This window comes from Lysinibacillus sp. CTST325, from assembly GCF_054665055.1.
Map to the genome: position 1 here is coordinate 103,160 of NZ_BAAFHO010000004.1, position 12,690 is coordinate 115,849.

The window sequence follows — 12,690 nt, forward strand, 5'->3', positions numbered from 1 at the left end:
GATACGAATGAGATTTTTATAAAAAAGTTTGATCATTTTCCACCTATGTTATTCAAGAATAGCACCCGTTAGCCTCCTTGTAACGCAAAAACCGCGCTACACCACAGAAAATGAAAGACGATCACGTTCTTCCATGGGAGTTCAATAAGGAATAGCAATTTAATGGTATTGAAACCAAACAAACCATCCTTTTTCCTTACTTTTAGCTAAAAATATTTGACCCTGGGCTAAGTCAGCTCCAGGTGCTTTTGGGAAATCTAAACGTACAAGCCATGACTTTTCAGCAATTTCTTTGCCACAAAAGGTTTTTGCCATTCCAAAATAGGCTTTTTCTTCCTTATTACCAACTGTATTGGGAAAAGGTTTAGCAGTTACTACACTCCACTTAGTATACATGTCAGGAAAGTCATCTATCCCAATTCCATAAGTTTCTGGTATTAAAGTATTTAACGCTTCTATTACATCTTTTTTATCCTTAAGTGATGTTTTCTCTAAATCACTTAATACAGGACAGTTCTTAGGCTGTGCATAAGATTCAAATGACACAAAAATAAATAAAGATATGATTAAAATCAGTGCATAAAGTTTTTTCAAGATAAATTCACCTCTTTTCTAATCTTTCCGAATTAGAAAAGTGTTATCCATCCTTCTTCAAGTAACCTGCTCCTTTAGTTCAATAAAAAAAGAGCTGCATATGCAACTCAATGATCTTCAAGTAAAGCAACCCAAGTAGCCTAATCGATTGCATAAAAAAAATAAAATGAAGGTTGTTTTTTTCCCCCTCTTAAACACTTTACTTATATGAGAGCGAGAAATCGTTGATAACAAGGTTCGTGGATAACCTTAATCAACGACATCCACTAGTCTCACATCTCAAATAACTTTTAGGGGGAAATATTAATGGCTTCATGTACTCAATCTGATTTAACTGCTGTGACAATCCCAAATGTTGTACCATCTTTAAACTTATACGGTAAAGCAAGTAATAATCAACGTTTTTTCTTGTCTGATAATCCAGAAACTATTAATAGCTCTGTTCCATTTACTAATGGTTATGCAACGCTTTGGGCAGATACTGCACCTGGGTTACAGAGTGTAACTTATCGAATGTTTGTTTGGCATCTAAATAACACAGGTGCGACTATCAAGTTCGGTGTTACCATTGGTAATGGTTCAAGTGGCAGTACTTATAAAGTCTCTGGTGTTAAAGACTGTATCGATACTATTACCGGCTTTGTAGCTCATGGGAAATGTGCCGCAAAAGCTTTACTCGGAAATACACTAACTCCTAGTTCTCCAGTTGATAGTTCCATTGCAGCGGGGAAAGTTGGATTAGTGAAAGAATGGAAAGTACCAAATGGTTATTTGGTAGGTGGAATTATTGAGTTTACTTTATCGTCTAGTTCTGCAATGTCTTATAAAGTCAGAACAGTAGCTGCTAAAAGTACTACTGCCGATCTTCGTAGTAATCAAAATGCAGTTGTGTCACCAATTGGAACGCATCCGCGTGGTTCTTGGAACTTTTCCAATATTGACGGCTTTGGTACTTCAGGTGGCTCTGCTGCTCTATATACTGTCGGAGACGGCAATAAAAGTTTCTCCATAAATAATGGTATTAATGACAACTTAATGACTAAAGACACTAGCTATACGCCTGGCGATGCTGTAGCAACTAATAAGGGGCATTATGGTGTTATTTACAAGGCGAATATCACTTTCAATAATCCAACTCAAGCCGATAAGGCATTAAAGGTATATTTGACAGGTCGTGGAGGTCCATACGGCGGTGCTGTACGTTGGAACAACGGTACAACTCACGGTGTTCCTACACTGTCTTCCAATACCCAAGGTGTTCGGATTGCTACATTTACTGTACCTAAAGGAACTAGTGTTACACATTCAGTCTATACTTCTACAGCTGGCTCGCTTAACACCCCAGCGGCGATACTGATTACAGAGTAATTAAATATATTAAAGAATTTCTCGTAAAATAAAGGAACCCTGTAGCTTATCGCAAATTCTCCGATGAGCTACAGGGTTCTCTACATATCATCATATAATATTCATTCAGAAACATCTTGGAACGTTAAACCAGGGAAAACGGTATAACTGCTTAATTAGGTATCACTAATTATTTGAGCTTTATCTATAAGGATAAAACCTGAAAGAATCTCTCCCCATCCCCACATTAAGATACTTCCCTTCGTTCTAAAGATTTTTCCTTAGAATATTTAACCTATCAAATCTTTACAATATATTGCTTTATTTCATATATGTAATTTTTTCCTTATTCAACTAAACTGCACCGTTAAATCAATAAGAAAAAAAGAGCTTCATTTGCAACTCACGTTAAGGAATCCGCTGTATATGCAAGATTTTATTCAAAATATGATTCAGTACAATTTCTTTTGAACAGCATTGAAAGCTTTGTTGTATCTAAGTTCAAACGATAGTGCATAAAAAGGTGTATATGAATGAAATACAGAAAAACACTTAATACATTGCTATGACAACGTTTTAAGTGTTTTATTTCGTCCCAAAACTTTTGTTTGGGAACGTTATTTTATATGTGATTGTATAGCTTAAATAAACGTATCAATCGAACTCGATGTAGGTTTTACTCGCTGTTGTGCTTCTCCTTTTAAAGCATTGAGTGTTTATTTTATCCGACTTTAGATTGAATGTTTTTAGTGTTCTTTTTTAATCCCGTTGCAAACCCAATCATACTAAGTGTTATTGCAAGAGAAGACCAATTGAAAGTGCCTAACTTAACTAAATCATAAGTAAAAGTGATAATAGCAAGAACTGCGATAGTGTAAAAAAAGTAAAGTAATAATTTCATAAGAAACACCTCATATATTAATATAATCCTACAGATTGTAACATTATTCCTTTCTTGTTTCTATATTAGTCAAATAATTTCTAAACAAGTTCCCAAAGCGTCGTTTGGTAACATAAAGTGCGTAACGTTGTAAATCCGCATTTTTCTGATGTATAGCGATAATAAAGTTGTTTAATTGTTATTTAACTAAAGCACCCGTTACTTTAAGTACAACATTTCACAATCTTACACATTGATGTTAATCACATTTCTTTCAGAGAGGGGAAATATAGGTTAATTTGCGCCCCTGTTAGATACTGTGGAGCTGTTCTTTTTGTCGTATATCACAACGGTTACAATTGAAACAAGAACAATTACAGCATTTGCGGCAATGGTTCCTACCCAAGTCATAGTCATGGTGCCGAAGATGGGGGATGCCGCATTGAACATGGTGTGGAATAATACGCACATAAACACATGGCCTTTTCCTGATATTTTGTAGATTGCCCCGTTGAAAAACCGAAACGCAATGAGTTGAACTGCAAACATCCAAAAGTCAATGAGTCCCTCTCCGTGATTCGTCCCCGGAATGAAGAAGAGAGGGATATGCCATAAAATCCAAATAATTCCAACTAAAACAGAAGACAAAACAAAACCGTATTTTTTGTCAAGCTCAGGCTGCAATATGTACATCCAGCCAGCTTCCTCTAAGCCACCGATAATAAGATTACCAGGCAGGGAAAGGAAGAACACATAAAATGGAAGCACCATTTCCGTGTGGCCAGAAACTGCAATATGTATCACAAAATACAGTGCAAGTCCTGCAACAACGAACAAATAGAGAGATATGCTATTTTTGGCATAAAAAACAGTTCTCAACCATTCCTTGAAACCTACTATTTTGCTATTTTTCTTCAGAACGATATATGAAGCAATAGCGGGCGACAAAATATAGATTGCAAAAGGGATATTCATCCCGAATTGCTGTAACGAGTGAACCCAATTGTGAACCGAATATCCAAATTGCCCCAGGGCAATCAAAGCACCTGACACAAGATAGGCTATGTAAAATGTCAGCATCGTAAATTGTACTGTGATTTTTTTGTGTGTCACGATTTCTTCACCTCACATTTTAAAGTAAAATTGATTTTTATCACCTAATGTTTGCTTTCTGACAATTCTAAGTTGTGCTCCTACCTGCTTCGTTAGTTCAATAAAGAAAAAGAGAGCTGCATATACAACTCTTTGATCTTCAAGAAAAGCACCCGTTAGCCATCCATGTAGCGTAAAACCCGCGCTACACCACATAAAATGAAAGATGATCACGTTCTTTCATGGGAGTTGAAGATAATTTAACTTTCTTCGACGTTTATAACAATTTCCCCAAATAATTTCTCATTAAAATATATTTCTAATTTCCATAATCCACTTGTAGGGAACATCATATTCGATGGGATATAGGAAAAAGTATTGGAATATTGCCATACTGTATCATCGACAGATACCAACACGGGATGTTCTTTCCCTTCTTTGTCAGTTCCAACTACTTTAAAATTACCACTGATACTATCTTTATCTCCCCAAAAATACCACATATACTTATTTACTTTATTAGCAATAATCTTTTCTTCTACTACCTCACCTTTTTTACCAATACCAACCAAAAAACCAACTTTCCCTTCTTCGCCAATCAACAAATACTCTCCTTCTGTCCCATCACCCAAAGTAATGGGCAATGAAAAAGTAGAACTTACCTCACGTGTTTCTTTCTTATCAATATTGTTACAACCGACAAGTGTCATTAAAAATAGCATAGAAATCAACATAATCATTTTGTTCCTCATATTTCTCCCCCTTATCAATTAGGCATTACCTGTTATGAAATAATATAGATAAATTCTTCTTAGATGAACGATATTTATAGTACTACTTCAACATTCTTATAAATATCCCTTCTTATTAAACTAACCTGCCCGTTAGCCATCCATGTAGCGCAAAACCCGCGCTACACCACAGAAAATGAAAGATGACCACGTTCTTTCATGGGAGTTTAATAAGAAAAGCAAATCTAATCAAGAATAGTACATACTTATGATACGGTTCACCTTAATGTAGTTAGTTCCCATTTTCTATATATATCCTTACTAGCGATTCATCGCTATTTTCACCCAGACAACGTATAATAAGAGAAGCAGAAGAAGAATTCATTTTTCCTCTAGTTAAAAAAAGAGGTGCAATTACTTGAAACAGTTTGAAACAGCATTACCTGAGCAGTATGAAACATTAAAAAAACAGGCCAATTATACATCTAGCTGGCGAGAGCGTTTAGACGCAGTCGAAATGTTATCGGCTTATCAACATGACAAAATCATAGATTTATTAAAAAATCGTATGCAGCATGATACTGTCAACAAGGTGCAATTAGCAGCCTATGAAGCACTCGCGGCGTTTGGTGAGGACGTAGAGAAGCCATCACCTGCACGTTTTGATATTATCAAAGGCACAGACAAAATTTTCCTGCGGGTGAAAAAGAGCTTGCCGAACGACCATACAGTGGCAGACTTTGCGGATAAACTAAAACGTATGCGTTTAGATGTCTTTGATGCGTATGAAGGCGACAAAGGTGTAGAATTTATGAGCTGGTTAGAGGAACGTTGGGCAAAACTATAATCAATAGTTTTGCGATTTATGAAGAAAAGTCATTCTCTCCGCTTGTGGAGGGAATGGCTTTTTTCTTATCTTTCGCTGCGGTTCATCGAAACTAATATTAAATTGTATTACTTCTTTTCTTTGATCATCTATCTTTATTGTTTAATGATAAAACAAACACCTTATTAAACTAACCTGCTCCGTTAGCACAATAAGAAAAAAGAGCTGTTTAAGCAGCTCAATGACCTTCAAGTAAAGCATCCGATAGTTTAAGTGAACTTATACAAAGTTACTTTATTATTGAATAAATGCAAGTGTCTGTTAATCGACATCCATCTGCTGACAAATCCTCATTCCTTAGTGTTCCTTCTAACTTAAATCCGAGTTTTTCTGGGATGGAACGACTCTTATAATTTGTTGATTCACACCTAATTTCAATTCTTCTAAATATGATTTGATTTAATCCGAAATTAATTAACTCTTTTATAGCTTCTGTCATATATCCATTGCCACTAAAAGTTGAATTAATCCAGTATCCAATTTCACATTTTGGAATATTCCAATCAATCCCCTGAAAGCTCGCTGCTCCAATAAATTCATCAGTATTTTTATGAAAGATAAGAAAACGAAAGCTTTCTCTTTTTAAAAAGTTGATATGAGCATTTCTTAGGTTAATCTCTGTTTCTTCAATACTAGGAATTTCTTGAGCAAAGGGCATCCACGCTTTTAATTCAGTGAAGGAATCTCTAATTGCTTGGTTAACAATATTTCCGTCTCCAGAATGATTTGGAGCACGAAGAATTAATCTTTCTGTAGTTAATTGTGTTGGAATATCTAATAGTAAAGGATTATACATTTCATTTTCCCCTTTTAGATTTTTTGATTAATAAAGGCTGTTTTCTCAAAGATTGTTGCTGTTAAAACAAAAAGGCAGATTTAATAAAATTTATCTAACCACTCAATTAAATCAATTATGTTTGAACTGGAGCACACCAATTAATCATATTTACACCTTTAATATTAATGTTTCCTAAACTCAAAATATGAGGAATATGTGCAAACATCCCAAAGTTCACACCCTTTTTATGTTCTTCTGTGAAGTAGGCTAATGTGTCTGATGGTAAAGCTGAACATTCTGGATATAAAATGATATCAATGATTTGAATTTCTTCATCAGGTATATCCGAAGCAGGACCTATATAATTCTCTTTATTATAGAAATACACAGCATTTTTATATTTCATCAATCTTTCCGTTGGTATTTCATAAAACATCAAATCTTTTTTAATACTTACTCCAAGTGAACGTAATGCTTCGTAAACATAGTAAGGGTGAAGAGGTAGTAAAAAAATCACATCATTCCATAAACAATTTAATTTGGGGATACTTTTCAATAATAAGCTTGGCCTTTCTGGATGGTCAGAATACTTTTTTGAGTAAGTTTTATAAAGTTCGGGATGTATCAATTTTATCTTGTTAAGAGAAATAAGAACCTCCCCCGTCATTTTTTTAGGTATCATATGATAAACGTAATCCATCAAATTCCCTCCCCCATCAAAGTTTATTTTTCAAAAGATGGTTTCTTCAATTTCCTTTTATTCACTTTCTATCGCTCATATTACCAAGTAAACAAGATGAAAAACAGACTGGCAATATTTGGGATAATATGCTATAATTGAATTAACTTAGAAACAAAAAACCGCTAGAGAGTGTAATTCTTCTCTAGCGGTTTTATATTGTTCTGAAAGTTTAATCTTCAACTAACCTGTACCGTTAGCCATCCATGAAGCACAAAAATCAGCACTTCACCACAGAAAATGAAAGATGATTAAGTTCTTTCATGGGAGTGTAATAAAGTTTATGCTCTTATTCGCCAAAATCATCATAAGGATTAGCGTACAAATCTACATCAATTTCAGCTTCAATACTTGAAGCAAATTTTATGATGTCTTTCTCCAGATATAAAGCAGGGGTATTTCCCTTTTCTATTTTAATTACAATAAAGAATTTACACTCCAAGGAATAAGCCTCTTTTATTTCGTTAATTATTGATGACTTATTTTGTAGCATACCTATAATTTGCTTTAGTTGGTCATTTACATCAAGCGAAAATTGGTAGCCTGTTCCTAAATCCCAACTTGTCTCTTTTCTAAAAAAATCGAACGGTTTTGAATTAAATTGCCTTTTTTATAGGTGTCGGTAGGTGTAATTTCTAACTTTTCTGTTACATCATCTATTGGAAAGTCATCTCCAAACAAGCTGAAATAAATCTTTACTTGGGTCTTATTCAAGTGTAATTTCGCCTCCCATTAAGCCTCATTTTAACACTTATAATATCTTTCCTTATTCAACTAAACTGCCCCGTAGTTCAATAAGAAAAAAAGAGTTGCATATGCAACTCTATGATCTTCAAGTAACGCGCCCGATTGTTAAATAGGCAGCCAAAAGCTTGCTTGTTATAAGCAATCGTAATTTAATCATTACACTTTGTTCTATTTTCTAGTCAATACAATAACTTCAGATTTGCCGTTCCACTCTATTTTCGCTTCCATAATTTCATCATCTCTAATAATTACTGCACAACTTTCATTATTTATGGGAGGTCCAGTGCATTCACTATTACCAGAATTAATATTGTTATCTTGATGATTGAATCGTTCTTCTTTGCTTGTTAATTCAAACCATTTACTTTTTAAGTTATATCCAAACATTTCTGGTGCAGCTTCTTCTCCAACATATTCAAATGAAAAATCAGCCCATCCTTTGGCTTCACTTATTTCAGTTTCGTACTTAACAACCCAGTTATTACTTGTTCCATAAAAATTATATTCTTTTTCATCTTGTGAACAGGCACTTAAGGTTAGTAATAAAAAAATAGATATAACACTTAAAAGCATATTTGATTTCATTGTTACACCTCCCAAACAATATATATCCTAATATTACCATACGAGAAAAGTTTTATATAGTTGCTGTTTGAGTGAATTTTTTTGATAGTTGATAATACAAAAGTTACCAAAGCGTGGTGTAGGGACATACTGATTATAAGCAGCAAAAAACAAACACCTCATTTAATTGAATGAGGTGTTTTATTCCCTAATTTTCATTTGGGAACGTTATTTCTGATTTGCGTGTATATTTTATAAATCTTTGTTGTACTAGGGGTCCTGCCAACATTTTAACGAAAATATACGCTAAGCCTTACTGAAAATTGTACTATCTTTGTATAAGGAAACAAAATGTAAAAATTAACAAAATGCTACTTGTTATATATAGATATAATCTTCAACTAATCTGCACCGTTAGCCACCCATGTAGCGCAAAAATTAACACTTCACCACAGAAAATGAAAGATGATTAAGTTCTTTTATGGGGGTTGAAGATAATTTAACTATCTTCGACGTTTATAACAATTTCCCCAAATAATTTCTCATTAAAATATATTTCTAATTTCCATGATCCACTTGTAGGGAACACCATATTCGATGGGATATGGGAATCGGCACCGTTATTAGGGCTAATAGAAGGATTGGAATATTGCCATACTGTATCATCGCCAGATACCAACACGGGATGTTCTTTCCCTTCTTTGTCAGTTCCAACTACTTTAAAATCACCACTGATACTATCTTTATCTCCCCAAAAATACCACATATACTTATTTACTTTATTAGCAATAATCTTTTCTTCTACTACCTCACCTTTTTTACCCGAACCAACCAAAAAACCAACTTTCCCTTCTTCGCCAATCAACAAATACTCGCCTTCTGTCCCATCACCCAAAGTAATGGGCAATGAAAAAGTAGAACTTACCTTACGAGTTTCTTTCTTATCAATATTGTTACAACCGACAATTGTCATTAAAAATAGCATAGAAATCAACATAATCATTTTGTTCCTCATATTTCTCCCCCTTATCAATTAGACATTCCCTGTTATTAAATAATATAGTTAAATTCTTCTTCGATGAACGATATTATAGTACTACTTCAACATTCTTATAAATATCCCTTCTTATTCAACTAACCTGCCCCTTTAGTGCAATAAGAAAAAAGAGCTGCATATGCAACTCTTTGATCTTCAAGTAACGCACTCCGTTAGCCACCCATGAAGCGCAAAAATTAGCACTTCACCACAGAAAATGAAAGATGATTAAGTTCTTTTATGGGAGTTGAACAAAAAAAGATGGGATCTCTGTGGAATCCCATCTTGAAGTAGAGCACTCGTTTAGTTGAATAAATAAGATTATTAATTTTAAGGTTCTAATTTCATCATTGCACCAAAATATTGTGAAGCAGTCGTAAAAGAAATAAATGCGCATAATTCACTTATCTCCTCTTCGGTGAAACACTCTCTCAAAATATCAAATATTGAGTCAGCTATGTCACCATTTTGTTTTAAAAAGACTTCTGCAAATCCTACTGCAATCGATGTTTTTTCATCAAACTTACCTGGATCAGGTTTTCCTTTGGCCCTACAATACTCACATCCGTTACTTTGAGCTAATGTTCTCCTTACTTGTTCCTTTAATTTAGATGTTAGTAATCCATCTTTTTCTAACACATTTCCTAACTGATTCCATCCTTCCATTACACCTTTATTATGCCCCAATAGTCTTTGAAAAGGTGTTTCCCCGAAATTAGATTCAACAATTCTTGCCATGTAAGTCCCTCCTTGTTATATTTGAACATGAATTAATTATAAAAAACAAAATAACTAAATCACATTAAATTTACAATGATTTTCAAATAAATTCTTTTTAAAATTAATGATTATAGGGAGGAAACTATAAAAATGAAAATAGACGATATGGACAAAAATATATTAGATGAACTACATAATAACAGCCGTTTATCAATGAGCGAGCTTGGGAGAAGGGTGAATCTGTCCTCCCCATCAGTAACTGAACGGGTAAGACAAATGGAGTCATTTGGTATTATAAAGAAATATACTTTAGAGGTTGATTATGAGAAAGTAGGTTTACCAATCCAATGCATAATTGAAGCAACAGTTAAAAATGGTGACTATAAATCTTTTAAAAATTATATTGAGAAACTTCCAAATGTAGAATTCTGTTATCGAATAGCAGGAAGTGCATGCTATATGCTTAAAATGCAGTTTGAAACTTTCGCTAAAGCAGAAAAATTCATTGATGAAGTAAACCCAATCGCACATACTGTAACACATTTTATTTTTTCACAAGTTCCAGTGAATTTAGAAGTTAATAGGAATTGAAGAGTGTTTAGGTGAAGTCATCACTCCTTAAATGGCCCTATAAAGAAAGAGCGCAATTTATACCCTAGAATTGCGCCCGATTGTTGGATAGAATGACTCGTGGTAAAAAAGAGGATAGATAGAGCGAATTTATTTAAGCTCTTCTATCCTCTTAATTTCTATACATATAATGTGTGACATTACATAAGAATTCACTATTTAAAATAGTTTCAGCGATTTACTTGGTTTTATCAGCGATTCTTCGATGTTTATCAGCGATGTTCTCTTTTCTACCGGTTTCTTAATTAAATGATGAATTCTCCATTTGTTCCTGTGTCACTAGTTCATAGTTCATTGCTGCTATACCACTTACCTCATGGATCATGCCATGTACATATAGTTTCTCACCATTTTCTCCATTCAGACGGACAGAAAAAGCAGAATTACCTTTTCCTACTCTTTTTACAGTGACACCATCTGCTGAAAGCTCAACATCAACTATTTTATGATCATGCATTGCACCTGTGTATTGCTCTATTTTGAAATCTTTCACCTTAAAGCCAATTTCACTTTTTGGGATGAACGCACTGCTCATTTCAATCGCTGCTGTTGTATACAATTCATAACCATCAGATTCTGCACGGATGCCTACACGTACCGAATGTCCTTTATTATCAGAGAAAGTCGCAATATAGTCACCTGCTTGTGATAACGACAGCACATAGTTACCGCCTTTAGGAATATCTTGTTCCTCCCAGCCATCAAATTGATATGGCTTATAGCTGAAAACTTTATCACTTACAGCATGACCAGCAGCTGTAGTTAGCCGAATATTTTTCGGATCAAAGCCTAAATCTTGCTCTAAAAACAGTGCTGAGCCAGGTGTAACTTCATCTGTTGGCTGACAGTTGATTTGTAATTTTCCATCTACTTTTGTTACATCAATTTTATATTTTTGCATGTCGACGATTTCATAATTTTCATCATTATCGATATTGTAGCCAATCAGCATGAAATAGCCCGATCCCTCTCGTAACGCCTCTATCTTCATATCGTTATTTGTTCGAAGAATGCGGAAGAATTCATGCTCTCCATCTGGTGCTAGATTATCGTTAGAATAAGCATCAATATTAGTTGAATTAAACTCCTGTGCAGTAAATGTTTGGATCACTCGTTTAGCCTTCATAGCTTCAAGACGGTGAATAAATAAAGCAAGCTGCGAACGATTGACAGTCTCTTTTAAACCAAAAGTAGTTGGTGTAGTCCCCTTCGTTATATTATTTTCAAACAATGGAGCTACTGCGTAATAAGCATCTGAATATTTTACAATATCCTTAAATGGTAATGTTTGGTCAATAATAGGTTCTAACTGATATGCCGTTGTTAGCATTCGCGCTAATTGTTCACGTGTAATCGGTTGATTGACACCGAAGGATCCATCAGCAAACCCTGAGATAATCCCTTCACTTTCCAAGGCTGCGATTGCCCCATAATATTCATCGCTCGGTTTTACATCAGTAAATTGTGGATCCGTTACATTTTTAGTATCCAACCCTAGAAGACCTGCTAAAATCTTCGATGCCTGTCCACGCGTCACATCAGCGAATGGCTTAAATGTGCCATCTGCATAACCTTTAATAATCCCGCGTTCTGCTAAATCCTTTACTGCCGCACCGTATTCCTTCGTGTAATCAACATCAGAAAATTTATCTGTGGCCTGTGCAGTTGGTACTACTACAATCGCACTTGTCGCTAAAGCAGCAACGATTGCTCCCTGAAATAAAGTATGCTTCTTCATAACTAGCTCAACCCCTTAACATATTTTGTCTATCATACTATTATAATACGTATAAGGGAATCCAAATATTTCATAATCTACTATTGTTATGTATTCTAGAATGTGTTGTTGAGCTTTTCTCCATGTTTTACTACAAATAGAAATAGCCCTAACATCTGTATTAACTGTTAAGGCTATAACTTCATTACATATACAAAAAATTACGGAG

General features: G+C 34.5%; 14 protein-coding genes and 1 pseudogene. 3 read left to right on the plus strand and 12 right to left on the minus strand.

The annotated features are described in order from the left end of the window. Nucleotides 1–159: 159 nt before the first annotated feature. Nucleotides 160–594 carry a hypothetical protein gene (locus tag ACYQ73_RS12110; protein ID WP_460012731.1) on the minus strand — a complete coding sequence of 145 codons (435 nt, stop codon included), beginning with the start codon at nt 592–594 and terminating at the stop codon, nt 160–162. A gap of 306 nt (nt 595–900) precedes the next feature. Here ACYQ73_RS12110 and ACYQ73_RS12115 point away from each other — a divergent pair, with 306 nt between their 5' ends. Beyond that, complete coding sequence (locus tag ACYQ73_RS12115) at nt 901–1,962, plus strand: hypothetical protein (protein ID WP_460012732.1); 1,062 nt, start codon at nt 901–903, stop codon at nt 1,960–1,962. A 700-nt stretch (nt 1,963–2,662) separates the two neighbouring features. On the opposite strand, the gene ACYQ73_RS12120 is transcribed toward ACYQ73_RS12115, so the two are convergent. The 4 genes from ACYQ73_RS12120 to ACYQ73_RS12135 all read right to left on the minus strand — a co-directional run bounded on the left by ACYQ73_RS12120 (nt 2,663) and on the right by ACYQ73_RS12135 (nt 4,665). Next, the gene (locus ACYQ73_RS12120) at nt 2,663–2,842 is read right to left on the minus strand and encodes a hypothetical protein (protein WP_400907331.1); all 180 of its coding nucleotides are present in this window, start codon (nt 2,840–2,842) and stop codon (nt 2,663–2,665) included. 273 nt (nt 2,843–3,115) lie between these two features. Then, complete coding sequence (locus ACYQ73_RS12125) at nt 3,116–3,934, minus strand: CPBP family intramembrane glutamic endopeptidase (RefSeq protein WP_460012733.1); 819 nt, start codon at nt 3,932–3,934, stop codon at nt 3,116–3,118. 12 nt (nt 3,935–3,946) lie between these two features. Next, nucleotides 3,947–4,129 (minus strand): hypothetical protein, encoded by a 183-nt coding sequence (locus ACYQ73_RS12130; RefSeq protein ID WP_460012734.1) that lies wholly within the window; start codon nt 4,127–4,129, stop codon nt 3,947–3,949. 44 nt (nt 4,130–4,173) lie between these two features. Further along, nucleotides 4,174–4,665, minus strand: a complete 492-nt coding sequence (locus ACYQ73_RS12135; RefSeq protein WP_460012735.1) for a DUF4871 domain-containing protein — start codon at nt 4,663–4,665, stop codon at nt 4,174–4,176. Nucleotides 4,666–5,062: 397 nt separating this feature from the next. On the opposite strand from ACYQ73_RS12135, the gene ACYQ73_RS12140 reads away from it, so the two are divergent. Continuing rightward, complete coding sequence (locus ACYQ73_RS12140) at nt 5,063–5,491, plus strand: HEAT repeat domain-containing protein (RefSeq protein ID WP_460012736.1); 429 nt, start codon at nt 5,063–5,065, stop codon at nt 5,489–5,491. 268 nt (nt 5,492–5,759) lie between these two features. On the opposite strand, the gene ACYQ73_RS12145 is transcribed toward ACYQ73_RS12140, so the two are convergent. The 6 genes and pseudogenes from ACYQ73_RS12145 to ACYQ73_RS12170 all read right to left on the minus strand — a co-directional run bounded on the left by ACYQ73_RS12145 (nt 5,760) and on the right by ACYQ73_RS12170 (nt 10,132). Beyond that, nucleotides 5,760–6,326 carry a GNAT family N-acetyltransferase gene (locus tag ACYQ73_RS12145; RefSeq protein ID WP_460012737.1) on the minus strand — a complete coding sequence of 189 codons (567 nt, stop codon included), beginning with the start codon at nt 6,324–6,326 and terminating at the stop codon, nt 5,760–5,762. A 115-nt stretch (nt 6,327–6,441) separates the two neighbouring features. Beyond that, nucleotides 6,442–7,008: a group-specific protein gene (locus ACYQ73_RS12150; protein ID WP_460012738.1), complete on the minus strand. Its 567-nt coding sequence runs from the start codon at nt 7,006–7,008 to the stop codon at nt 6,442–6,444. 328 nt (nt 7,009–7,336) lie between these two features. Further along, a pseudogene (locus ACYQ73_RS12155) lies at nt 7,337–7,761 on the minus strand (DUF4279 domain-containing protein). 201 nt (nt 7,762–7,962) lie between these two features. Beyond that, on the minus strand, nt 7,963–8,379 hold the full coding sequence (locus ACYQ73_RS12160) for a hypothetical protein (RefSeq protein ID WP_460012739.1): 417 nt from the start codon (nt 8,377–8,379) through the stop codon (nt 7,963–7,965). A gap of 478 nt (nt 8,380–8,857) precedes the next feature. Next, nucleotides 8,858–9,373, minus strand: a complete 516-nt coding sequence (locus ACYQ73_RS12165) for a DUF4871 domain-containing protein (protein ID WP_460012740.1) — start codon at nt 9,371–9,373, stop codon at nt 8,858–8,860. A 351-nt stretch (nt 9,374–9,724) separates the two neighbouring features. Next, nucleotides 9,725–10,132: a carboxymuconolactone decarboxylase family protein gene (locus ACYQ73_RS12170; protein ID WP_460012741.1), complete on the minus strand. Its 408-nt coding sequence runs from the start codon at nt 10,130–10,132 to the stop codon at nt 9,725–9,727. A gap of 132 nt (nt 10,133–10,264) precedes the next feature. Between ACYQ73_RS12170 and ACYQ73_RS12175 the strand changes: the two genes are divergently transcribed. Then, complete coding sequence (locus ACYQ73_RS12175; RefSeq protein ID WP_460012742.1) at nt 10,265–10,705, plus strand: Lrp/AsnC family transcriptional regulator; 441 nt, start codon at nt 10,265–10,267, stop codon at nt 10,703–10,705. Nucleotides 10,706–10,985: 280 nt separating this feature from the next. On the opposite strand, the gene ACYQ73_RS12180 is transcribed toward ACYQ73_RS12175, so the two are convergent. Continuing rightward, complete coding sequence (locus ACYQ73_RS12180) at nt 10,986–12,482, minus strand: S-layer homology domain-containing protein (protein WP_460012743.1); 1,497 nt, start codon at nt 12,480–12,482, stop codon at nt 10,986–10,988. Nucleotides 12,483–12,690: the final 208 nt, after the last annotated feature.

Coding starts and splice junctions, on each gene's coding strand:
- ACYQ73_RS12115 (WP_460012732.1), top strand. CDS start 901: ATGGCTTCATGTACTCAATCTGATTTAACTGCTGTGACAATCCCAAAT.
- ACYQ73_RS12120 (WP_400907331.1), bottom strand. CDS start 2,842: ATGAAATTATTACTTTACTTTTTTTACACTATCGCAGTTCTTGCTATT.
- ACYQ73_RS12130 (WP_460012734.1), bottom strand. CDS start 4,129: ATGTGGTGTAGCGCGGGTTTTACGCTACATGGATGGCTAACGGGTGCT.
- ACYQ73_RS12135 (WP_460012735.1), bottom strand. CDS start 4,665: ATGAGGAACAAAATGATTATGTTGATTTCTATGCTATTTTTAATGACA.
- ACYQ73_RS12145 (WP_460012737.1), bottom strand. CDS start 6,326: ATGTATAATCCTTTACTATTAGATATTCCAACACAATTAACTACAGAA.
- ACYQ73_RS12150 (WP_460012738.1), bottom strand. CDS start 7,008: ATGGATTACGTTTATCATATGATACCTAAAAAAATGACGGGGGAGGTT.
- ACYQ73_RS12160 (WP_460012739.1), bottom strand. CDS start 8,379: ATGAAATCAAATATGCTTTTAAGTGTTATATCTATTTTTTTATTACTA.
- ACYQ73_RS12165 (WP_460012740.1), bottom strand. CDS start 9,373: ATGAGGAACAAAATGATTATGTTGATTTCTATGCTATTTTTAATGACA.
- ACYQ73_RS12170 (WP_460012741.1), bottom strand. CDS start 10,132: ATGGCAAGAATTGTTGAATCTAATTTCGGGGAAACACCTTTTCAAAGA.
- ACYQ73_RS12175 (WP_460012742.1), top strand. CDS start 10,265: ATGAAAATAGACGATATGGACAAAAATATATTAGATGAACTACATAAT.
- ACYQ73_RS12180 (WP_460012743.1), bottom strand. CDS start 12,482: ATGAAGAAGCATACTTTATTTCAGGGAGCAATCGTTGCTGCTTTAGCG.